At 74.8% G+C, this 20,093-nt stretch carries 22 protein-coding genes; 12 read left to right on the top strand and 10 right to left on the bottom strand.

Annotated features, from left to right (window positions below; translation table 11 throughout):
* Positions 1-138: 138 nt before the first annotated feature.
* Positions 139-993: a PAC2 family protein gene (locus AB0G11_RS17660; protein ID WP_219519052.1), complete on the top strand. Its 855-nt coding sequence runs from the start codon at positions 139-141 to the stop codon at positions 991-993.
* A gap of 70 nt (positions 994-1,063) precedes the next feature.
* On the opposite strand, the gene AB0G11_RS17655 is transcribed toward AB0G11_RS17660, so the two are convergent.
* Positions 1,064-1,918 carry a CbiX/SirB N-terminal domain-containing protein gene (locus AB0G11_RS17655; RefSeq protein WP_357586791.1) on the bottom strand — a complete coding sequence of 285 codons (855 nt, stop codon included), beginning with the start codon at positions 1,916-1,918 and terminating at the stop codon, positions 1,064-1,066.
* 22 nt (positions 1,919-1,940) lie between these two features.
* A complete protein-coding gene (locus AB0G11_RS17650) occupies positions 1,941-3,080 on the bottom strand; it encodes a uroporphyrinogen-III synthase (protein ID WP_219519057.1) in 1,140 nt (379 codons plus the stop codon).
* Between the two features lie 238 nt (positions 3,081-3,318).
* Here AB0G11_RS17650 and def point away from each other — a divergent pair, with 238 nt between their 5' ends.
* Positions 3,319-3,801, top strand: coding sequence for a peptide deformylase (def, locus tag AB0G11_RS17645; RefSeq protein WP_308126248.1), 483 nt, complete (start codon positions 3,319-3,321; stop codon positions 3,799-3,801).
* Here def and AB0G11_RS17640 read toward each other — a convergent pair.
* Genes AB0G11_RS17640 through AB0G11_RS17630 form a run of 3 tightly spaced genes read right to left on the bottom strand, consistent with a single transcriptional unit; the run spans position 3,737 to position 5,553 of the window.
* Complete coding sequence (locus AB0G11_RS17640; protein ID WP_219519072.1) at positions 3,737-4,024, bottom strand: WhiB family transcriptional regulator; 288 nt, start codon at positions 4,022-4,024, stop codon at positions 3,737-3,739. The genes def and AB0G11_RS17640 overlap by 65 nt on opposite strands.
* Positions 4,025-4,054: 30 nt before the next feature.
* Entirely contained in the window at positions 4,055-4,975 is a 921-nt protein-coding gene (locus tag AB0G11_RS17635; protein ID WP_357586789.1) for a glycosyltransferase, read from the bottom strand.
* A complete protein-coding gene (locus AB0G11_RS17630; protein ID WP_308126249.1) occupies positions 4,972-5,553 on the bottom strand; it encodes an HAD-IIIA family hydrolase in 582 nt (193 codons plus the stop codon). Before AB0G11_RS17630 ends, AB0G11_RS17635 begins: the two co-directional genes overlap by 4 nt.
* A gap of 172 nt (positions 5,554-5,725) precedes the next feature.
* Here AB0G11_RS17630 and AB0G11_RS17625 point away from each other — a divergent pair, with 172 nt between their 5' ends.
* The 9 genes from AB0G11_RS17625 to AB0G11_RS17585 are packed head-to-tail and all read left to right on the top strand — an operon-like array spanning position 5,726 to position 15,038.
* Positions 5,726-7,354 (top strand): carbamoyltransferase C-terminal domain-containing protein, encoded by a 1,629-nt coding sequence (locus AB0G11_RS17625; protein ID WP_357586787.1) that lies wholly within the window; start codon positions 5,726-5,728, stop codon positions 7,352-7,354.
* A complete protein-coding gene (locus AB0G11_RS17620; RefSeq protein ID WP_357586785.1) occupies positions 7,351-8,352 on the top strand; it encodes a glycosyltransferase in 1,002 nt (333 codons plus the stop codon). The genes AB0G11_RS17625 and AB0G11_RS17620 overlap by 4 nt, the downstream gene beginning before the upstream one ends.
* Positions 8,349-9,464 (top strand): glycosyltransferase family 9 protein, encoded by a 1,116-nt coding sequence (locus tag AB0G11_RS17615; RefSeq protein ID WP_219520015.1) that lies wholly within the window; start codon positions 8,349-8,351, stop codon positions 9,462-9,464. The genes AB0G11_RS17620 and AB0G11_RS17615 overlap by 4 nt, the downstream gene beginning before the upstream one ends.
* On the top strand, positions 9,461-10,648 hold the full coding sequence (locus tag AB0G11_RS17610) for a glycosyltransferase (protein ID WP_357586783.1): 1,188 nt from the start codon (positions 9,461-9,463) through the stop codon (positions 10,646-10,648). The genes AB0G11_RS17615 and AB0G11_RS17610 overlap by 4 nt, the downstream gene beginning before the upstream one ends.
* A gap of 2 nt (positions 10,649-10,650) precedes the next feature.
* Positions 10,651-11,199: an SIS domain-containing protein gene (locus AB0G11_RS17605; protein ID WP_357586781.1), complete on the top strand. Its 549-nt coding sequence runs from the start codon at positions 10,651-10,653 to the stop codon at positions 11,197-11,199.
* Positions 11,200-11,210: 11 nt separating this feature from the next.
* Positions 11,211-12,533 (top strand): PfkB family carbohydrate kinase, encoded by a 1,323-nt coding sequence (locus AB0G11_RS17600; RefSeq protein WP_357586779.1) that lies wholly within the window; start codon positions 11,211-11,213, stop codon positions 12,531-12,533.
* Positions 12,530-13,204 (top strand): SDR family oxidoreductase, encoded by a 675-nt coding sequence (locus AB0G11_RS17595; RefSeq protein WP_219505570.1) that lies wholly within the window; start codon positions 12,530-12,532, stop codon positions 13,202-13,204. Before AB0G11_RS17600 ends, AB0G11_RS17595 begins: the two co-directional genes overlap by 4 nt.
* On the top strand, positions 13,195-14,067 hold the full coding sequence (locus AB0G11_RS17590; protein ID WP_357586777.1) for a glycosyltransferase family 9 protein: 873 nt from the start codon (positions 13,195-13,197) through the stop codon (positions 14,065-14,067). Before AB0G11_RS17595 ends, AB0G11_RS17590 begins: the two co-directional genes overlap by 10 nt.
* The gene (locus AB0G11_RS17585; RefSeq protein ID WP_219505574.1) at positions 14,064-15,038 is read left to right on the top strand and encodes a UDP-glucuronic acid decarboxylase family protein; all 975 of its coding nucleotides are present in this window, start codon (positions 14,064-14,066) and stop codon (positions 15,036-15,038) included. Before AB0G11_RS17590 ends, AB0G11_RS17585 begins: the two co-directional genes overlap by 4 nt.
* A gap of 31 nt (positions 15,039-15,069) precedes the next feature.
* Here AB0G11_RS17585 and mshC read toward each other — a convergent pair whose 3' ends face one another.
* From mshC to AB0G11_RS17560, 5 genes are read right to left on the bottom strand one after another with little or no spacing between them, the layout of a single operon-like run.
* Positions 15,070-16,293 carry a cysteine--1-D-myo-inosityl 2-amino-2-deoxy-alpha-D-glucopyranoside ligase gene (gene mshC / locus AB0G11_RS17580; protein ID WP_219505576.1) on the bottom strand — a complete coding sequence of 408 codons (1,224 nt, stop codon included), beginning with the start codon at positions 16,291-16,293 and terminating at the stop codon, positions 15,070-15,072.
* 10 nt (positions 16,294-16,303) lie between these two features.
* Complete coding sequence (locus AB0G11_RS17575) at positions 16,304-16,954, bottom strand: NRDE family protein (protein ID WP_357586775.1); 651 nt, start codon at positions 16,952-16,954, stop codon at positions 16,304-16,306.
* 23 nt (positions 16,955-16,977) lie between these two features.
* Positions 16,978-17,742 (bottom strand): SCO1664 family protein, encoded by a 765-nt coding sequence (locus tag AB0G11_RS17570; protein ID WP_357586773.1) that lies wholly within the window; start codon positions 17,740-17,742, stop codon positions 16,978-16,980.
* Positions 17,739-18,287, bottom strand: coding sequence for a DUF3090 domain-containing protein (locus AB0G11_RS17565; RefSeq protein ID WP_219505583.1), 549 nt, complete (start codon positions 18,285-18,287; stop codon positions 17,739-17,741). The genes AB0G11_RS17570 and AB0G11_RS17565 overlap by 4 nt, the downstream gene beginning before the upstream one ends.
* 9 nt (positions 18,288-18,296) lie before the next feature.
* Positions 18,297-18,983, bottom strand: a complete 687-nt coding sequence (locus tag AB0G11_RS17560) for an MSMEG_4193 family putative phosphomutase (protein ID WP_357586771.1) — start codon at positions 18,981-18,983, stop codon at positions 18,297-18,299.
* A gap of 64 nt (positions 18,984-19,047) precedes the next feature.
* On the opposite strand from AB0G11_RS17560, the gene AB0G11_RS17555 reads away from it, so the two are divergent.
* Positions 19,048-19,995: an aldo/keto reductase gene (locus tag AB0G11_RS17555; RefSeq protein WP_219505586.1), complete on the top strand. Its 948-nt coding sequence runs from the start codon at positions 19,048-19,050 to the stop codon at positions 19,993-19,995.
* Positions 19,996-20,093 lie beyond the last annotated feature (98 nt).

Here is a 20,093-nt window from a genome sequence, read left to right as displayed (position 1 = left end):
AAGACTATCGGCTGTGCCCGCGCGGATTTTCCTGCGGGATGCCCCTCAGGGCACGCGGCGCTGATCACGCTTACCGAGTGACATGAGAGGGCCCCCACCGCATAGGCTTAGCGGGATGGCGGAGACAGGAGGCGACACGTGATCGAGCTCGAAGGGCTCCCCGAGCTCGTCGACCCGGTGCTCATTGCCGCGTTCGAGGGGTGGAACGACGCGGGCGAGGCTTCGAGCGGTGTGATCGCCCATCTCGAGTCCGCGTGGAAGGCCGAGCCGCTGGCCGAGCTCGACCCGGACGACTACTACGACTTCCAGGTCACCCGTCCCGTCGTGGAGATGGGCGAGGGCCTGACGCGGTCGATCGTGTGGCCGACGACCCGCCTGCTGCGCGCCCGGCCGCCGGGCAGCGAGCGTGACGTGGTGCTGCTGCGCGGCATCGAGCCCAACATGCGCTGGCGCGCGTTCTGCGCCGACATCGTGGAGGTCTGCCGCGAGCTGGGGGTGGAGCTGGCCGTGATGCTGGGGGCGCTGCTCAACGACTCCCCCCACACGCGGCCGGTGCCGATCCTGGGCGGGGCCACCGACGAGGCGCTGGCCCGCTCGACCAACCTGGAGCTGAGCCGCTACGAGGGCCCGACGGGCATCGTGGGGGTGCTGCAGCACGCGTTCGGCGAGGCGGGGCTGGGCGCGATCACGCTGTGGGCGTCGGTGCCGCACTACGTGGCCCAGCCGCCCAACCCGAAGGCCACGCTGGCGCTGCTGCGCCGCCTGGAGGACGTGCTGGAGATCCCGATGCCGCTGGGCGACCTCGACGAGGAGGCCCGCGCCTGGGAGCACGGCGTCGACGAGCTCGCCTCGCAGGACAGCGAGGTGGCCGAGTACGTCAAGGAGCTGGAGGAGCGCAAGGACGCGGCGGAGCTGCCGGAGGCGAGCGGTGACGCGATCGCCGCCGAGTTCGAGCGCTACCTGCGGCGCCGCGACCGCGACACGGACTCCTGACCCGTACGGCCTCCCGTCTTTCGCGGGAACGGCACCCGGGGTTGCTGCCGGTCGGGTGGGTCCACCGGGCCTACATCGAGCCGGTCGCCGGCGCGTACGGCGTGACCGGCCGGGACGCGAGCGCCGGGGAGACCGCCCGGGAGCCGGGGCCGTCCGGCCGGGCGCGTACGGCGGCGTCGTAGCGGAGCCAGACGAGGTCGGCCACGCCGGGGGCGGGGCCGAGCGGGGCGCTGACCACGTCCGCGCCCGAGTCGCGCAGCCGGGCGTGGAAGAACCCGGGGGCCAGCAGGTAGGAGGCGACGGCGACGCGCGGTGAGCGGGCGCGGGCGAGCGCCTCGCCCAGCGACGGGGAGCCACTGGAGACGAACGCGGCGGTGACCGGCCGCGCCAGGCGCGCGCTGAGGAGGCGGGCGGCGGCGCGGACGTCGGCGAGCCCGGCCGGGTCGGACGAGCCGGCCGCGCCGAGGACGACCGCGTCGCCGGCACGCAGGCCCACCTGCGCCAGGCGGGCGGCCAGGGCGGCGGTGAGCAGGTCGTGCGGGCCCAGCCGGTCGGCCACGACGGCGCCGGGGCGGTGCGCGGCGACGACGGCGGGCAGGTCGACGTGCAGGTGGTAGCCGCCGGCGAGCAGCAGCGGGACGACGACGACCGGGCCGGGCGCGGCGGCCAGCACGGCCGGGAGCGGCGGGGAGCTGATCTCCAGGTAGGCGAGCTCGACGCGGACGCCGGGCCGGGCCCGCCGCACGGCCCCGGCCAGCGCCGCCAGGGTCCGCTCCCCCTCCCGGCTACGCGTCCCGTGCGCGGCCAGCACGAGCGAAGGAGGCGCCGGCCTGCCGCTCAGCACCAGCGAAGGGGGCGTCGGCCTGCCGCTCAGCGGAAGCGAAGGGGTCGCCGGCCTGCCGGTCGGCGGGGGTGCGGGGGTCATGGGCCTGCCTTACGGGTGCGGGTCATGGGGCGGGGTCGTAGGCGCAGGCCAGGCGGTAGCCGCGTTTGACGACCGTCTCGACGATGCCGCCGGGGCCGAGGGCGCGGCGCAGGCGGGTGACGGCCATCTCGACGGCGTGCTCGGCCGACTCCTTGGCGGCGCTGCCCGGCAGCACGGTGCGCAGGTCGGCGCGGGAGACGACGTGGCCGGGCTTGGCGGCCAGGCGTTTGAGCACGGCCATCGGGGCGGGCGGCAGCGGCCTGAGCTCGCCGTCGACGACGGCCGCGTGGCCGCGGATCTCCACCCGGTGCCCGCCGGCGTCCAGGCGGGTGACGGCGTGCTCCGGCAGGTGCCTGGCCAGGGCGCGGGCCAGCGCGCCGAGCCGGGAGCGGTCGGGCTGCAGCGTGGGGACGCCGCGCTCGGTCAGCGGCGCGGCGGTGACGGGCCCGACGCAGGCGGCCACGACGGGCCCGGCGAACGCGGCCAGCAGCCCCTCCTCCAGCCCGTCGGCCCGGGCCGCGCCGAGCATGGCGTGCACGGCGGGCGCGCTGGTGAAGGCGACGGCGTCGACCGCGCCGGAGACGGCCTGGCTGATGAGGCGGCGCAGCGGCGACGGGTCGCGGTAGGGCAGCCACCGGTAGACGGGGATCTCGATCACCTCGGCCCCCGCGGCGCGCAGGGCGTCGGCGAAGCCGGTGAGGGGCTCGCCGTGCTGCTGCACCGCGATACGGCGGCCGCGCAGGTCCTGGGCGAGCAGGTGGTCCTTCACCTCGTCGCAGGACTCGGCGGGCGCGGTCCAGTGGTCGTTCAGCCCGGCGGCGCGGACGGCTCCCCTGGCCTTGGGGCCGCGGGTGAGCAGCCGGGCGTGTGACAGGTGCTCGGCCAGGTCGCCGGAGAGCCCCCAGCCCTCGGCGGCGGCCATCCAGCCGCGGAAGCCGACCCCGGTGGTGATCACCACGTCGTGGAGCGGTCCGTCCAGGGTGAGGCGGGTGGCGGCGAGCAGGTCGGCGTCCTCGGCGAGCGGCACGAGCCTGATCGCGGGGGCGCTCAGCACGCGGGCGCCCCGCCGTTCGAGCAGCGCGCCGAACTCCTCGCGCCGCCGGGTGGCGGTGACGCCGACGGTGAAGCCCGCCAGCGCGTCGGGCGCGGTCTCCAGGATCATGCGGGCACCTCGCCGGCGGGGCGGGGCATCACACGGGTGAGAGCCGATGGTGAAATCACGTCTTCGATCCTGCGATCGGGGCGTTTCGGCACTGTTACCGCCGTGCTAAAAGCACTGTTACCGCTGGGACCGTGGAGGGCTGTCACCGCGGTGCCACAAGCCCGGATCCGCGCGGTTGGCGGGGCTCGCGCCGGGGAAACCCCTTGGGAGTGCGACGCGACGTATCGGGGAGTTTCGGGTGACGGTGCCTATCCGGATGTTCGGCGACCCGGCGCTGCGCGTGGTGTCGGAGCCGGTGAAGGACTTCGACCGCGAGCTGCGCAAGCTGGTCAAGTCCCTGACGGCGACGCTGCGTGCCGGTCAGGGCCGGGCCGGGCTGGCCGCTCCTCAGCTCGGGGTGCCGCTGCGCGTGCTGGTCTACGCCTACGACGGCGCGCAGGGCCATCTGGTCAATCCGAGGCTGGAGCTGTCGGAGCGCCGGATCACGGCGGACGAGGCGTGCCTGTCGGCGCCGGGCGTGTGGTGGCCGCTGGAGCGGGCGTACATGGTGACGGCGCGCGGCCGTGACATGTTCGGCAAGCCGGTGACCGTGCGCGCGCTCGGGGTGCTGGCCCGGGTCATGCAGCACGAGGTCGACCATCTCGACGGGGTGTTGTTCAGCGACCACCTCGAAGAGGACGAGCGGGCGCGGTTCCTGGCGGCGGCAACGCCTTCGGGATGAGGGCCCGCCGCTGGTCGGGGTCGGTGCCGCCCCAGACGCCGTGCGCCTGGCGGCTGCTGATCGCGTAGTCGAGGCAGGGTCTGCGCACAGGGCAGTCGCGGCAGATCGCCTTGGCGCGTTCCACCTGCGAGCGGCCGGGGCCCTGGTGCGAGATCGGGAAGAACAGCTCAGGGTCCAGGTCCAGGCAGGCTGCCCTGCGTGACCATTCGAGCGTCGTCGTCATGCCCATCGCGCCTACCCAGGCGAAATCGGGTCATACCTCTTCGAGCAGCTGGTCCCAGTCACGCAGGAACCTGTCGAGCCCGTACCGGGACAGGGCGGCGGCGCGGGCGGCCTTGCCCGCCTGCGCGGCCCGCTCGGGGTCGTCGGCGAAGCCCCTGAGGGCGTCGGCGAGCACGTCCACGCGGGTGGAGACGACGCCCGCCTCCGGCGGCACCGCCTCGACGGCCTCGGTGGCGGCCAGCGCCACGACGGGCATGCCGAGCGTCATCGCCTCGATCAGCGCCAGCCCGAGCGAGGTCCAGCGGTAGGGGTGCAGGTAGACGCGCCGCCGCGCCAGCTCGGCGTGCATGGCGTGCTGCGGCAGGTCCTCGTACGTGCCGTAGGGCAGGCCGTCGACCTTCATGCCGAACAGGTCGAGCGGCGCCGCGGCGGCGAAGCGCGGCAGCAGGTCGGTCCCGGCCACGCGGGTGCGCCGGACGGGCTCGTTGACCACGACGCCGGCCCGGCGCAGCTCGCCGGTGTAGAGGTGGCCGGGGTCGGGCACGCCGTGCTCGATCACCCGGGTGGGCGCCCGGCCGTTGTCCCAGAACAGCTCGTTGAAGTACGTGACGTGCACCAGCGGGACGTCGTCGCGCCCGGCCAGCGGGTGCCGCGTCTCGGGCACGTCGCCCTTGGGCGTGTTGTGCTCGACGTAGACGCCGGGCAGGTCGCGGCCGAGCCAGTCGCGGGCCAGCTCCAGCTCGTGCGGCCGCTGGTAGACGACCAGGTCGATCGGCTCGTCGCGGAGCCGGTCCCAGGGCACCTCGCGGGCGGCGGCGGGCCAGTCGTAGGTGGCCGCCCGCCCCCGGCCGTCGGGACCACGGCCGGGGACGAGCGGGATGACGTAGTCGTGGCGGCCCTGGACGAACGCGGTCGTCCACGAGCCGTGCACGTGCCAGAGCAGGATCCTCACCAGTGGCTCCAGTCCACGTGGCGGGCGTCCTGGCCGGCGGCGACGGTGACGGTGTCGCTCAGCACGCGGTCGGCGACGTCGATGAGGTCGGCGGCCACCTCGGCGGCCCGGTCGATCTCCTCCTGGAGGGTCAGCGCCGTGGGCACCATGATGCCGCGGGCGCCCGCCGCCCTGGCGGCCTCCATGTCCCTGCCGATGTCGCCGACGACGACGCAGTCGCGCGGGCTCACGTCGAGCACCGCGGCCGCCCTGATCACCAGGCCGGGCGCGGGTTTGCGGCAGGTGCAGCCGTCGCCGTCGTCGTGGACGCAGATCGCCCACGCGTCGAACGGCCCGAGCAGCTCTTCCACGCGGGCGTTCACCTGTTCCATCTCGTCGGCCGTCAGCAGGCCCTTGGCCACGCCCGACTGGTTGGTCACGACCGCCACCGGCACGTCGGCGCGCCGCAGCCTGCCGAGGGCTTCCAGCGCGCCCGGCATCGGGATCACCCTGGCCGGGTCGCCGTTGTACGGGACGTCCCTGATCAGGGTCCCGTCACGGTCGAAGAGCACGGCCCCGGGACGTCGTTGTTCGAACACTGCCCACCTCCGTCGCGTGCCTCGCAGCTACCCGGCCGCATGTCCGGCAAACAACTACTTAGAGTAATCAACCACCCTTTGGCGCAGGGCGTTTCCGCATTTCCCGGGATCGGGTCATGTTTGAGAGCCGCTCCTCTCGGTAGCGGTTCTCCCATCCGCAGGGGGAGGACTGATGAGATTTCTCGGCATCAATGCGATCTTCCACGACCCGGCCGCCGCGCTCGTGGTGGACGGCAAGGTGGTCGCCGCCGCGGAGGAGGAGCGGTTCAGCCGCCGCAAGCACGGCAAGCGCCCGCTGCCGTTCTCCGCGTGGGAGCTGCCGGAGCAGGCCGCCGCCTGGTGCCTGCGCGAGGCGGGGATCGGGCCCGAGGACGTCGACGCCGTGGCCTACTCCTACGACCCCGCCCTGGTCCGGCAGGCGCCCGACGGCGACTGGGAGGAGCTGCGCACCCGCTACGCGGTGCGCGCCCCGCTGTTCCTGGCCACGGCGCTGCCCGGGCTGGACCCGGCGCAGGTGCGGTACGTGCCGCACCACGTGGCCCACGCCGCCTCGGCCGGGCTCGCCTCACCGTGGCGCGACTGCGCGGTGCTGGTGTGCGACGGGCGCGGCGAGGACGTCTCCCACCTGGCCGGCCGCTACCGCGACGGCGAGCTGGAGGTGCTGGCCACGCAGCGGCTGCCGCACTCGCTCGGCCTGCTGTACGAGGAGGTCACCGAGCACCTGGGCTTCATGCGCTCCAGCGACGAGTACAAGGTCATGGCGATGGCCTCCTACGGGACGCCGCGCCACCTGGCCGAGCTGCGTGAGCTGATCTGCTCCACCGGCGACGGCGGCTTCCGCGCCGGGCCCGTCGACTGGAACGGCTACGCCAAGGCCCTGCAGAAGGGCGAGCCGTGGACCGCCGACCACGCCGACCTGGCCGCCAGCGTGCAGACGCGGCTGGAGGAGGTGCTGCTGGAGCTGGCCGCCTGGCTGCACGAGCGCACCGGCGAACGGCGGCTCGCGCTGGCCGGGGGTGTCGCGCTGAACTGCGTGGCCAACACCCGGCTGCTGGCCGAGGGGCCCTTCGACGAGGTGTGGGTGCAGCCGGCCGCCGGCGACTCCGGCACCGCGCTCGGCGGCGCCCTGCACCTGGCGCAGGCGTACGGCGAGCCCGCCGCGCCGATGACCAGCGCCGCGCTCGGGCGCGGGTTCACCGACGAGGAGCTGGGCGCGTGGCTGGAGGTGGCCCGGGTGCCGCACTCGCGGCCCGCCGACCTGGCCGCCGCCGTGGCCGCCGAGCTCGCCGCCGACCGGATCGTCGCCTGGTTCCAGGGGCGTTCCGAGTACGGGCCGCGCGCCCTGGGGCAGCGGTCGCTGCTGGCCCATCCCGGGCACGCGCGCAACACCGAACGGCTCAACGACGTCAAGGGGCGCGAGCAGTTCCGGCCGATCGCGCCGATGGTGCTGGAGTCGCGGGCCGGCGAGATCTTCGGGCGGGGGCCGACGCCCTCGCCGTACATGCTGTTCGTGCACGACGTGCATCCCGACTGGCGCGACCGCATCCCGGCCGTGGTGCACGTGGACGGGACCGCCCGCATCCAGACGGTCTCCCCCGCCGCGCAACCGCTGATGGCGCGGGTGCTGGCCGAGTTCGAGTGCCTGACCGGGCTGCCGGTGGTGGTGAACACGAGCCTCAACACGGCGGGGCGGCCCATGGTGGACGACCCGCGTGACGCCCTGGAGTGCTTCGGCTCCTCGCCCGTCGAGGTGCTGGCGCTCGGCCCGTACCTGGTGCGGCGCGCGGAGGTGTTCGGATGATGATCACCGTGGTGATCCCCACGATCGGGCGGCCGTCCCTGGCGGCCACGCTCGACGCGCTGGGGACGGACCTGCCGATCATCGTGGCCGACGACCGGCGCACCGGCTCGCCGCCGCTCGCGCTGCCGTCCCACGTCCGCGTCGTGCGCTCGGGCGGGCGGGGGCCGGCGGCGGCCCGCAACGCCGGCTGGCGGCTCGCCAGGACGCCGTGGGTGGCGTTCCTGGACGACGACGTGGTGCCGGAGCCCGGGTGGGCCGAGGCGGTCTGGAAGGACCTGGCCGACCTGCCGGACGACGTGGCGGGCAGCCAGGGCCGCATCGTGGTGCCGCTGCCCCGCGACCGGCCGCCCACCGACGCCGAACGGCACACCGCCGGGCTGCAGACGGCCGAGTGGCCGACGGCCGACATGGCCTACCGGCTGTCGGCGCTGGAGATCGTGAGGGGCTTCGACGAGCGCTTCCCGCGCGCGTACCGGGAGGACGCGGACCTGGCGCTGCGGGTGCGCGCGGCGGGCCACCGGCTGGTGCGGGGCTCGCGCGTGACCGTGCACCCGCTGCGGCAGGACGGTTACTGGTCCAGCGTGCGCTTCCAGCGGGGCAACGCCGACGACGCGCTGATGCGGCGCCTGCACGGGCGCGGCTGGCGGGCGGCGATCGGCGGCCCGCGCGGCCGCCTGCGCCGCCACGCCGTCACCACGGCCCTCGGCCTGACGGCCCTCGCCCTGGCCGCCACCGCCGCCGCGCTCCCCGCCGTCCGCCGCACGCCGGCCGCGACCGGGCGCGCCACCCGGGCGGCGTACGGGAGCCGCAAGCTGGCGTGGGCGGCCGGGGCGGCGGCCGCGGGGTGGGCGGCGATGACGGCGGAGTTCGCGTGGGCGCGGATCGCGCCCGGCCCGCGGACGCCCGCCGAGGTGGCGCGGATGGCCGTCACCAGCGTCGTGATCCCGCCGGTCGCCTGCGCGCACCGGCTTCGGGGGGAATGGAGGGTGCGGCGATGAGCGCTGCGGTGCTGTCACGGGCCCGCCCGCAGGCACAGCCGGCCGCCGAGAGCGAGCCGGCGGGCCGCGGGCCGCGGCGCGGCCGGGGCCGGGTGCTGGTCGCGCGGCTCGACGACGCCGGGGACGTGCTGCTGGCCGGACCCGCCGTGCGGGCGGTCCGGGAGGGCGCCCGCGAGGTGGTGATGCTGGCCGGCCCGCACGGCCGGGCGGCCGCCGAGCTGCTGCCCGGGGTGGACCGGGTGATCGAGTGGCGGGCCCCGTGGATCGACCACGACCCGCCGGCCGTGGACGCCGACCGGGTGAACGAGCTGGTCCGGCGGGTGCGCGGCATCGACGAGGCGCTGATCCTCACGTCCTTCCACCAGTCGGCGCTGCCGCTGGCCCTGCTGCTGCGGCTGGCCGGGGTGCGCCGCATCTCGGCGATCAGCAACGACTACCCCGGCTCGCTGCTCGACGTGCGTCACGTCGTGGACGAGAGCCAGGACGTGCCGGAGGCCGAGCGGATGCTCGAACTGGCCCGCGCCGCCGGGTTCGAACTCGCGCCCGGCGACGACGGCAGACTCGCAGTTCGGCGGCCACTTCCGGATATGAGCCGCCAGATCGGGCAGGCACTGAGCGCCGGCGGCGTTGCCGGCAAAGGCGCGTATGTCGTGGTGCACCCGGGGACCACCGCCCCCGCCCGGTCCTGGCCCGCAGAAAGGCACCGCCAGACCGTGAAGGAGCTGGTCGACGACGGGCATCGCGTCGTCGTCACCGGCAAGGAACGCGAGCTCACCGCCTTCGTCGCCCACCAGGTCGCCGCCGACCTGGGCGGCAGGACGACGTTCGCCGAGCTGGCGGCCGTGATCGAGGGCGCGTCGGTGCTGGTGGCCGGCAACACCGGCCCCGCGCACCTGGCGGCCGCGGTCGGCACCCCGGTCGTCAGCCTGTTCGCTCCCGTCGTCCCGGCCGCCCGCTGGGCTCCGTACGGCGTGCCGGTGGTGCTTCTCGGTGACCAGCAGGCGCCCTGCCGCGCGAGCAGGGCGCGCCTGTGCCCGGTACCCGGGCATCCGTGCCTGTCAGAGGTGACGAGTGAGCAGGTGGTCAAGGCAGTAAGGGAGCTGGCGCAGTGAAGATCGATCTCATCTCGGAGCATGCCGATCCGCTGGCCGCCGTGGGCGGCGTCGACTCGGGCGGCCAGAACGTGTACGTCGCCGCGCTGGCCGTGGCGCTGGCCGGGCGCGGCCACTCGGTGGTCGTGCACACCCGCCGGTCCGATCCCGTCCGTCCCGTCTCGGTGCCGCTCGCGCCGGGCGTCACGGTCTCCTACGTCCAGGCGGGGCCGCTCGCCCCGGTGCCCAAGGACGAGCTTCCCCCGTACATGCCGGAGTTCACCGAGCGGCTGGCCGAGCGGTGGGCGCGCCGCCGGCCGGACGTGGTGCACGCGCACTTCTGGATGAGCGGGCAGGCGGCGCTGGAGGCCGCCGACGGGGTGCCGGTGGTGCAGACGTTCCACGCGCTGGGCACGGTCAAGCGGCGCTGGCAGGGCGGCGCCGACACCAGCCCGGCGCACCGGATCGCCACCGAGCGCGAGATCGGCGAGCGGGCCGACGCGATCCTGGCGACCTGCCGGGACGAGGTGCTGGAGCTGCGCGCGATGGGCGTGCCCGAGCGGCGGATCACCGTGGTGCCGTGCGGGGTGGACGTGGACGCGTTCCGCCCGGACGGGCCGGTCGCGCCGCGCGACGGGCGGCCGCTGGTGCTCAGCATCGGCCGGCTGGTGCCGCGCAAGGGCGTCGACACGGTGATCGCGGCGCTGCGCAGGCTGCCGGACGCCGACCTGGTGATCGCCGGCGGGCGGGCCGACGACGAGGAGGCGGTGCGGCTGCGCGACCTGGCCGGCCGCTACGGGCTGGCCGACCGGGTGCGGGTGATCGGCAGCGTGCCGCGCGAGGACGTGCCGGCGCTGATGCGCTCGGCCGACGTGCTCGTCGCGGTGCCCTGGTACGAGCCGTTCGGGATGGTGCCGGTGGAGGCGATGGCGTGCGGGGTGCCGGTGGTGGCCTCGGCCGTCGGCGGCCACCTGGACACGGTGGCCGGGGCGGGCCTGCTCGTGCCGCCGCGCCGCCCGCGCGCCCTGGCCAGGGCGCTGCGCGACGTGCTCGACAACCCGGACAGGCGCCGCGAGCTGGGCGAGGCGGGAGCCCGCCGGGCCCGCGACCGGTACGGCTGGCCGAGGGTCGCCGAGCTGACCGAGGCCGTGTACACGCAGGTCATCGACGGCCAGCCGCGCCGTCTGGCCGCTCTTGGGGGGTAGCCATGGACACGCATCTGGAGAAGCTCCGCACCGCCCTGGCGCGGGTCGACGGCCACGCGGTCACGGTCCGCGCCTGGGGCGGCAAGCTGGCGGGCGTGCTGTCGGCCGGCGGCCGGCTGCTGGCCTGCGGCAACGGCGGGTCGGCGGCCGAGGCGCAGCACCTGACGGCCGAGCTGGTCGGCAGGTTCAAGGACGACAGGCAGCCGTACGCGGCGATCCCGCTGCACGCCGACACCTCCTCGATGACCGCGATCGTCAACGACTACGGCGCCGACGAGGTGTACGCCCGCCAGGTGCGGGCGCACGGCCGGCCCGGTGACGTGCTGGTGTGCCTGTCGACCAGCGGCGGCAGCACGAACGTGATCAACGCGGCGCTGGCGGCGCAGGAGGCCGGCATCCTCGCCTGGGCGCTGACCGGGCCCGCGCCGAACCCGCTGGCCGACGTCTGCGACGAGACCGTCGCCGTGCCGTTCGACGACACGGCCACCGTCCAGGAGGTCCACCTCGCGATGATCCACATGCTCTGCGACGCGGTCGAAGAGGCGCTGTGATGGGGCCGCTCGTGGTGATCGGGGACACGCTGCTCGACGTGGACGTCGAGGGCGAGACCGAGCGCCTGTGCCCCGACGCGCCCGTGCCGGTGGTGGACGTGGCCGCCGAGCGCGCCCGGCCCGGCGGCGCGGGCCTGGCGGCGCTGCTCGCCTCCCGCGACGGCGCCGACGTGGTGCTGATCACCGCGATCGGCGACGACCCGGCCGGCCGCCGCCTGTGCGGGCTGCTGGCCGACGAGCTGGAGCTGGTCCGCCTTCCGCTGCGCGGCGGCACCGTACGCAAGACGAGGATCAGGTCGCGCGGCCAGACGCTGCTGCGGATCGACACCGGCGACGGCCGGGCCAGGCGGGCGCCCGAGCACGCCAGGGCGGCCGAGGCGGTCGCCGGGGCGGGCGCGGTGCTGGTCGCCGACTACGGCCGGGGCGTCGCCCGGGTCGCGCTGGAGCTGCTGCGGGGCGTGGACGTGCCGGTCGTGTGGGACCCGCACCCGAAGGGCGAGCGGCCCCCGGCGGGCTGCGCCCTGGTCACGCCGAGCGAGGCGGAGGCGCGCGGCCTGTGCCCCGGCCCCTACCCCGGCCCCGACCGGGCCGCCCGGCGGCTGCTGCGCGAGCTGGACGCCCGGGCGGTCGCCGTGACGGCCGGGACGCGCGGCGCCTCGCTGGCGCGGCGCGACGGCTCCCTCACCAGGATTCCGGCGCCCGTGCTGGCCACCGGCCAGGACGTGTGCGGCGCCGGTGACCGGCTCGCGAGCGCCGCCGCGCTCGCCCTGCGGGCCGGCGCGGACGTGGAGGAGGCGGTGACGATCGGCGTCGGCGAGGCTTCGCGCTTCGTCGCGCGCGGCGGCGCCGCCGCGGTCCGCGTCCAGGAGCAGGAGCTGGGCGACCGGCCGCGCACCGCGGTCGAGGTGGCCGAGCTCACCCGGGCCTCCGGCGGGCGGCTGATCGCCACCGGGGGCTGCTTCGACCTGCTGCACGCCGGGCACGTGAGCCTGCTGCGGCGGGCCAGGGCGCTGGGCGACGCGCTCGTCGTCTGCGTCAACTCCGACGCGTCGGTGCGCAGGCTCAAGGGCCCCGCCCGGCCGGTCGTGGACGTCCGCGACCGGGTCGAGGTGCTGCGCGCGCTGAGCTGCGTGGACGCGGTGCTGGTGTTCGACGAGGACACCCCCGTGGACGCGATCGAGCTGCTCCGCCCCGACGTGTGGGTGAAGGGCGGCGACTACGAGGGCGGGAACCTGCCCGAATCCGAGGTCCTGGCAGGGCTCGGCGCGGAAACGGTCGTGCTGAGCCTGCTGCCGGGACGGTCGACCACGAATCTGATCAGGGAGATCCGATGAACGTATTGATCACGGGAGGCGCGTCCGGGCTCGGCCTGGCCACGGCGGAAGCGGTGGAGAAGGAGGGCTGGCGTCCGCTGGTCGTCGACGTGCGCGACCCCGACCAGCGCTTCGAGCACGTGACCGCCGACCTGGCCGACCGGGGCGAGGCCGAGCGGGCGGTGCGGGAGCTGGCCGAGCGGGCCGGCGGCCTGGACGCCGTCGTCACCGCCGCGGGCATCGACGCGTGCGGGCGGCTGGAGGACGTGCCCGCCGACGACTGGGAGCGGGTGATCCGGGTGAACCTGCTCGGCACGGCCGCGGTCGTCCGGGCGGCGCTGCCGCACCTGAAGGCGTCGCGGGGCCGGGTCGTCACCTGCGCCTCGACTCTCGGGCTGCGGCCGCTCAGCGACGCCTCGGCCTACAGCGCGTCGAAGTTCGGCGTCGTCGGCTTCACCCGGGCGCTGGCGCTGGAGATGCGCGGCGAGATCGGCGTGACGCTGCTGGTGCCGGGCGGCATGCGGACGAGCTTCTTCGACGGCCGCCCCGAACAGTACAAGCCGGGTCCCGAGGCCGGGCTGAACGACCCGGCGGACGTCGCCAGGACGGTGGTGTTCGCGCTGTCGCAACCGGCCGGCTGCGAGATCAGGGAGCTCGTCATCTGCCCCGGCACGGAGACGTCATGGCCCTAGAACTGCTGGTGCTGCGCGGGCTGGGACTGGGCGACCTGCTGACGGCCGTCCCCCCGCTGCGCGCGCTGCGCCAGGCCTTCCCGGAGCACCGGATCACGCTCGCCGCGCCCGCCGTGCTGGGCCCGCTGCTGCCGTTCATCGGGGCGGTGGACGCGCACCTCGACGTGTCGGGGCCGGGGCCGGTGCCGTTCGAGCGGCCCGACATCGCGGTCAACCTGCACGGCAAGGGCCCGCAGAGCATCGAGGCGCTGCGCCGTACCGGCCCGGGCAGGCTGATCAGCTACGGGACGGGCCCCGCCTGGCGCGACGACCTGCACGAGGTGCGGCGCTGGTGCGAGCTGCTGGAATGGCACGGCATCCCCGCCGACCCGGACGACCTGACGCTCGGCGTCTCCGATCGGACCGGCCCGGCGATCGTGCACCCGGGCGCCGCCTACCCGGCGCGCCGGTGGCCGCCGGAGCGGTTCGCCCGGGTGGCGGCGGCGCTGGACGACGTGGTCGTCACCGGCAGCGCCGCCGAGGTCGGCATCGCCCGGCGGGTCGCCGAGCTGGCCGGGCTGCCGCCGGAACGGATGCTGGCCGGCCGCACCGACCTGGCCGACCTGATCGACCTCGTCGGCCGGGCCCGGCTGGTCGTGTGCGGCGACACCGGCGTCGCCCACCTGGCGACCGCGTTCTGCGTGCCGTCGGTGGTGCTGTTCGGGCCGGTGTCGCCCGCGCTGTGGGGGCCGCCGCCCGGCTGGCGGCACGTCGCGCTCTGGGCGGGCCGCAACGGGGACCCGCACGGGGAACGGCCCGACCCGGGGCTGCTGAAGATCGAAGTATCCGAAGTCGTCGACGCCGCAATGGAGGTCACGTCATGAGGGCGCTGGTCACCGGAGGAGCCGGGTTCCTCGGCTCCTACCTGTGCGAGCGGCTGCTGGACGAGGGGGCGGACGTGGTCTGCATGGACAGCTTCCTCACCGGCGGCCCACGCAACGTGGAACACCTGATCGACCGGCCGTCGTTCCGCATCATCGAATGCGACCTGACCGGCTACGTGCACGTGCCCGACCGGCTGGACCTGGTCCTGCACTTCGCCTCGGCCGCCTCTCCGGCCGACTACCTGCGCTACCCGATCGAGACGCTGCGCGTCGGCAGCGTCGGCACCCTGCACGCGCTCGGGCTGGCCCGGGAGAAGGGCGCGCGGTTCGTGCTCGCCTCCACCAGCGAGGTGTACGGCGACCCGCTGGAGCACCCGCAGCGCGAGACGTACTGGGGCAACGTCAACCCGGTCGGCCCGCGCAGCGTCTACGACGAGGCCAAGCGCTTCGCCGAGTCGCTGACCACGGCCTACCGGCACGCCCGGGGCACCGACACGGGCATCGTGCGGATCTTCAACACGTACGGGCCCCGGATGCGGCCGTTCGACGGCCGGGCGATCCCGACGTTCATCCGGCAGGCGCTCATGGGCGAGCCGATCACGATCACCGGTGACGGCTCGCAGACCCGGTCGATCTGCTATGTGGACGACACGGTGTCGGGCATCCTGGCGATGGCGGCCAGCGACTTCGCCGGGCCGGTGAACATCGGCAACCCGGACGAGCTGACCATGCTGGAGCTGGCCACGATGGTCAGGGACCTGAGCGGGTCGTCGTCGCCGATCGAGTTCATCGACCGGCCGGCCGACGACCCCCGGGTGCGCCGGCCGGACACGTCGCTGGCGGCCGAGCGGCTCGGCTGGAAGGCCCAGGTGCCCGCCGAGGAGGGGCTGCGGCGGACCATCGAGTGGTTCTCGGCCGAGCTCGCCGGCTTCACCCCGGCGGCCCCCATGGCCGCCGAGGCGGGCGCCTGACCGGCCGCCCCGCCGCCACGGGGCGCGCCCGTCAGAGAGCGATGCCGAGGAGGGCGTCGGTGAGGTCGCGGACCAGGGCCGGGGCGCCGGGGTCGGTGCCCCGGCCCGCCAGCGCCTCCTCCGCCCAGGCGTCGACGGCGGCGAGCGCGCCGGGGGCGTCCAGGTCGTCGGCGAGCCGCTCGCGCACGGCCGCGAGCACGTCGCCGGCGGGCGGGGCGGCGGCGAGCGCCACGGCCGAGCGCCAGCGCTCCAGCCGCGCCTCGGCCTCGGCGAGCATCGCCGGCACGTATCCCCAGTCGGCCCGGTAGTGGTGGGCGAGCAGCACGAGCCGGATCGCCATCGGGTCGTGGGCGGCCCGCAGCTTGGACACGAACACCAGGTTGCCCTTGGACTTCGACATCTTCTCGCCGTCGAGCCCCACCATGCCGGCGTGGGTGTAGAAGCGGGCGAAGGGCCACTCCCCCGTGGCCGCGTGGCCCTCGGAGGCGCCGCACTCGTGATGCGGGAAGATCAGGTCGGAGCCGCCCCCGGCGACGTCGTAGCCGGCGCCCAGGTGGTCGAGGGCGATGGAGGTGCACTCGACGTGCCAGCCGGGCCGCCCCCGCCCCAGCGGTGAGTCCCAGGCGGGCTCGCCGGGCCGCTCGGCGCGCCACAGCAGCCAGTCGAGCGGGTGGCGCTTGCCGGGCCGCTCGGGGTCGCCGCCGCGCTCGGCGAACAGCGTGAGCATCTCGGCCTCGCCGTAGCCGGACACCTGCCCGAACTTGGGGGCGTCGGCGACGCTGAAGTAGACGTCGCCGTCGAGGTCGTAGGTGACGCCCTTGGCGCCGAGGCCGGCGATGAGATCGGCGACCCGGTCGACGACCTCGGTGACGCCCACGTACTCGCGCGGCGGCAGGATGCGCAGCGCCTCCATGTCGGTGCGGAACAGCTCGATCTCGCGCTCGGCCAGGCTCTGCCAGGCGACGCCGGTGCTCTCGGCCCGCTCCAGCAGCGGGTCGTCCACGTCGGTGGCGTTCTGCGTGTAGTGCACCTCGTGTCCGGCGTCGCGCCAGAGGCGGCCGACGAGGTCGAAGGCGAGGTAGGTGTTGGCGTGCCCCAGGTGCGTGGCGTCATAAGGGGTGATGCCGCACACGTACATCCGGGCGGTGGGGCCCGGGTCGGTCTGCCGCACCTGCTTGGCCGCGGTGTCGTAGAGCCGCAGCGGGACGCTCTCACCGGGCAGCTTGGGGATGTTGGGGGCGGACCACGATCTCATGTCTTCGAGCCTATCCGTCCCGATCAGCTGTCATGTCGGTGAAGTCGTACGTCACTCCGCCGGTGTCGAGCGTGAGCAGGGTGACACTGAGCGTGGTGAAGCGGCGGCCGTCGGGCAGCGTGTGGTCGACGATGAGCGCGGCGGGGTCGGCGGAGGGCGGATCGGTGATCAGCTCGTGCCAGTCGGCCGTGCTCGCGAACCGGGGCAGGAACGCGGTGACGCGCTCGCTGGCGGGGTCGAGGCCGCTGTTGACGATCATGCTGGTGCCGTCGGGCAGGCCGGTCGTGGTGAGCCGTACGCCGTCCCAGGTGAACAGGCGGGCCCGGCCGGGGTCGGCGAGCACCAGGTGGAAGGGGTCGTAGCGGGTCAGGTCGAGGTCGGGCAGGTCGCCGGCGGCGACGGCGCGCAGCGGCAGGTCGCCGCGGGAGACCTTGACGGCGTCGGGGGCCTCGCGGCCGCGGCCGTTGAGGAGCGCGGCGGCGCGCCGGGCGGACGGGTCAACCGCCAGCCAGGTGCCGCCGGCCTTGAGGTCACGTCCGCCGACCACGCCGGGGTAGTCGGGCCAGTGCTCGCCGGGGCCCTCCCAGGGGCGGTCGGCGAACTCGTCGCGCACCCCCATGAGGGTGAGGGGCAGGCCCGTTCTCACGATCACCGTACACATGCGGCAAAGCGTAGTAAACGGGATTAGATGGGCGGCCAGGGGATGGCAGGCCAGCCCTCGGAGGGCGAGGGGTGCACGCCGGTGTCGAGGAGCTTGCGCACCCGCTTCCACGTCGCCTCCACCTCCGCGAGCGTCAGCAGCTCGCGCAGCCGGCGGCCGAGCGAGCCGGACTCCAGGTCGCGCTCCAGCTTGGCGAGCACCGCCACCGCCTCGCGGGCCAGCGGCTTGCCGCGCCACTGCCACAGCACGGTGCGCAGTTTGTCCTCCACGGCGAAGCAGACGCCGTGGTCGACGCCGTAGACGTGGCCGGTGGGCATCGGCAGCAGGTGGCCGCCCTTGCGGTCGGCGTTGTTGACGATCGCGTCGAACACCGCCATCCGCCGCACCACCGGGTTGCGGCTGCGCACCAGCCGCATCAGGTCGACCTCGCGCTCGGTGTCGATCCAGAGCTGGCACATGCCGGGACCGAACGGCCCGTCGCGGTAGACCGTGGGCGGCACGACGTGCCAGCCGGTCGCCTGGGAGACCTCGAAGGCCGCGACCTCGCGGGCGGCCAGGGTGCCGTCGGGGAAGTCCCACAGCGGCCGCTCGCCGCGCACCGGCTTGTAGACGCAGGCGACGCTGCGCGAGCCGAGCGTGACCGAGCAGTAGAGGGTCATGTTGGTGGCTTCGACGAGGCGGCCGGCCACCTCCAGGCGGCCGTCGCGGAGCAGCTTGAGCGTCTCCTCCTCGTTCATGGCCGTGAGAGGGGTGGGCCTGACGGCCGGCTCGCTCTCCGGAGCGGTCATGAAGCCGCCTCACCTCCGCGGTAGCCGTTGAGACGTACGCACACGTGACCCGTGGCGTCGAGCGGCTGCCCGCAGAGCGGGCACGGCGGGCGTCCCGCCGACACGATCTTGAGCGCCCGCTGGGTGAAGGCGCGGGCGGCCCCGGCGCTGATGCGCACCCGCAGCACCGCGGGCTCGGGCGCGTCGAGGTCGTCCTCGTCGACGACCTCCTGGGCCTCGATGACGACCTGGGAGCTCTCCTCGTCCCAGGACAGCGCCATCGTGCCGACCCTGAACTCCTCCGACACCGGGACGTCGAGGGGGCCGTCGTCGGCCAGGTCGGCGGGGGCGATGGCCGGCACCCGGGCGGTGCCGCCGCTGAGCCGCAGGACCTCGTCGAGCATCTCGTCGAGCCTGTCGGCGAGCGCGGCGACCTGCAGCTTCTCCAGCGCCACGGTGGTCAGTCTGCCCTCGGCCCTGGCCTGCAGAAAGAAGGCTCGTGCGCCCGGCCGCCCGAGGGCGCCAGCCACGAACCTCTCCGGTGGGTCGTAGTCGAAGACCGGCATAGCCTGACCTTACGTGGTCCCGGGCCCGCCGCCGACGGCGGCATCGCTCCCGGTGGAGTTTTCTCCCCCGTCTTTCTCCTCCGAATCCTCGGGCAACCGCAATTCCCCCATATCGTTAACTCTGAGAACAAAGGGACGCAAGGGGGCATAGCGAATCACGGTGAGAGCCGCCGGATCAGCAGTTATCCGCTGAAAGTGATCGAGGTGGAGCCCCAGAGCGTCGGCCAAGATCGCCTTGATCACGTCTCCGTGGCTGCACGCCAGGTAGACAGCCTTCTCCCCCAGGCGTCTATTCCACTCCCGGACCGCCGCCACGGCCCGCGCCTGCATCGCCGCGAGCGACTCGCCGCCGGGGAACTCGGCGGCGCTCGGGTGGGCCTGGACGACCGGCCAGAGCGGCTCCCGCGCCAGCTCCTTGAGCGCGCGCCCGGTCCAGGCGCCGTAGTCGCACTCGATCAGCCGCTCGTCGGTCAGCACCGTCAGGCCGCGGCCGCCGGCCACCGCCTCGGCCGTCTCCACGCAGCGCTCCAGCGGGCTGGAGACGATCGCGTCGAGCCGTACGGAGGCGACGCGCCCGGCCAGCGCGGCGGCCTGCGCCCGGCCCGCGTCGCTGAGGTGCACCCCCGGGGTGCGGCCCGCCAGGATCGGCCCCGTCAGGTCGGTGAGCCCGTGGCGGGCCAGAAGCAGCGTCGTCACGACCCAAGTGTCGCAGGCGTCTATCACGGCGTTTCACCCACCCGAGCGGTAACCTGGCGGGATCATGGAGCAGCGCTATGTCGGCCGCAGCGGCCTGTCGGTGTCCCGGATGGGCCTCGGCACGATGACGTGGGGGCGTGACACCGACGCGGACGACGCCGTGGCCCAGCTGCGCACGTTCATGGACGCGGGCGGCACACTGGTCGACACCGCCGACGTCTACACCGGCGGCGACGCCGAGCGGCTGCTGGGCCGGATGCTGCGCGACTCGGTGCCGCGGGCCGAGCTGGTGATCTCGACCAAGGCCGTGGTGACCCCGCTGGGGCGCCGGCCGCGCGACGCCTCCCGGCGTCACCTGATCGCCGCCGTCGACGACTCGCTCGGCCGGCTCGGACTCGACTACGTGGACCTGTGGCAGCTGCACACCTACGACGCCGAGGTGCCGCTGGAGGAGACGCTGGCCGCGGTCGACGCGATCGTCTCCTCGGGGCGGGCCGTCTACGCGGGCGTGTGCGACTACACCGGCTGGCAGCTCGCCGCGGCGGCCGTGACGCAGCGCGCGACCCCGGGGCGGGTGCCGATCACCGCCGTGCAGGCCGAATACTCGCTGCTGGCCCGCGACCCCGAGCGCGAGCTGCTGCCCGCCGCCCAGCACTGCGGGGTCGGCGTGCTGGCCTGGTCGCCGCTCGGCCGGGGCGTGCTGACGGGCAAGTACCGGACGGGCATCCCGGCCGATTCCCGGGCCGCCACGCCGCATTTCGCGGATTTCGTCCGCCCGTATCTCGACGAACGCAGCCGCCGGGTGGTGGAATCGGTCATGACCGCGGCCGACGGGCTGGGGGTCTCGCCCTTGGCCGTCGCGCTGTCCTGGGTGCGCGACCAGCCCGGGGTGGCCTCGGCGATCGTCGGCGCCCGCACGCTGGCGCAGCTCAGGAGCACCCTCCCGGCCGAGGACGTGGTGCTGCCGATCGAGATCCGAGAGGCCCTGGATGACGTGTCGTCACCCGATTGACGGCGAACGAGAGCTCAACTCGCGTATCACTAGTCGATACCGAATCGCAACATTAACGGGAAAACACCTGCGTCTGATGGCCGATGTCCATAAAGATT

This window comes from Nonomuraea sp. NPDC023979 (assembly GCF_040639085.1).
GTDB lineage: Bacteria > Actinomycetota > Actinomycetes > Streptosporangiales > Streptosporangiaceae > Nonomuraea > Nonomuraea ceibae.
This window is presented reverse-complemented; position numbering and strand designations above follow the sequence as displayed.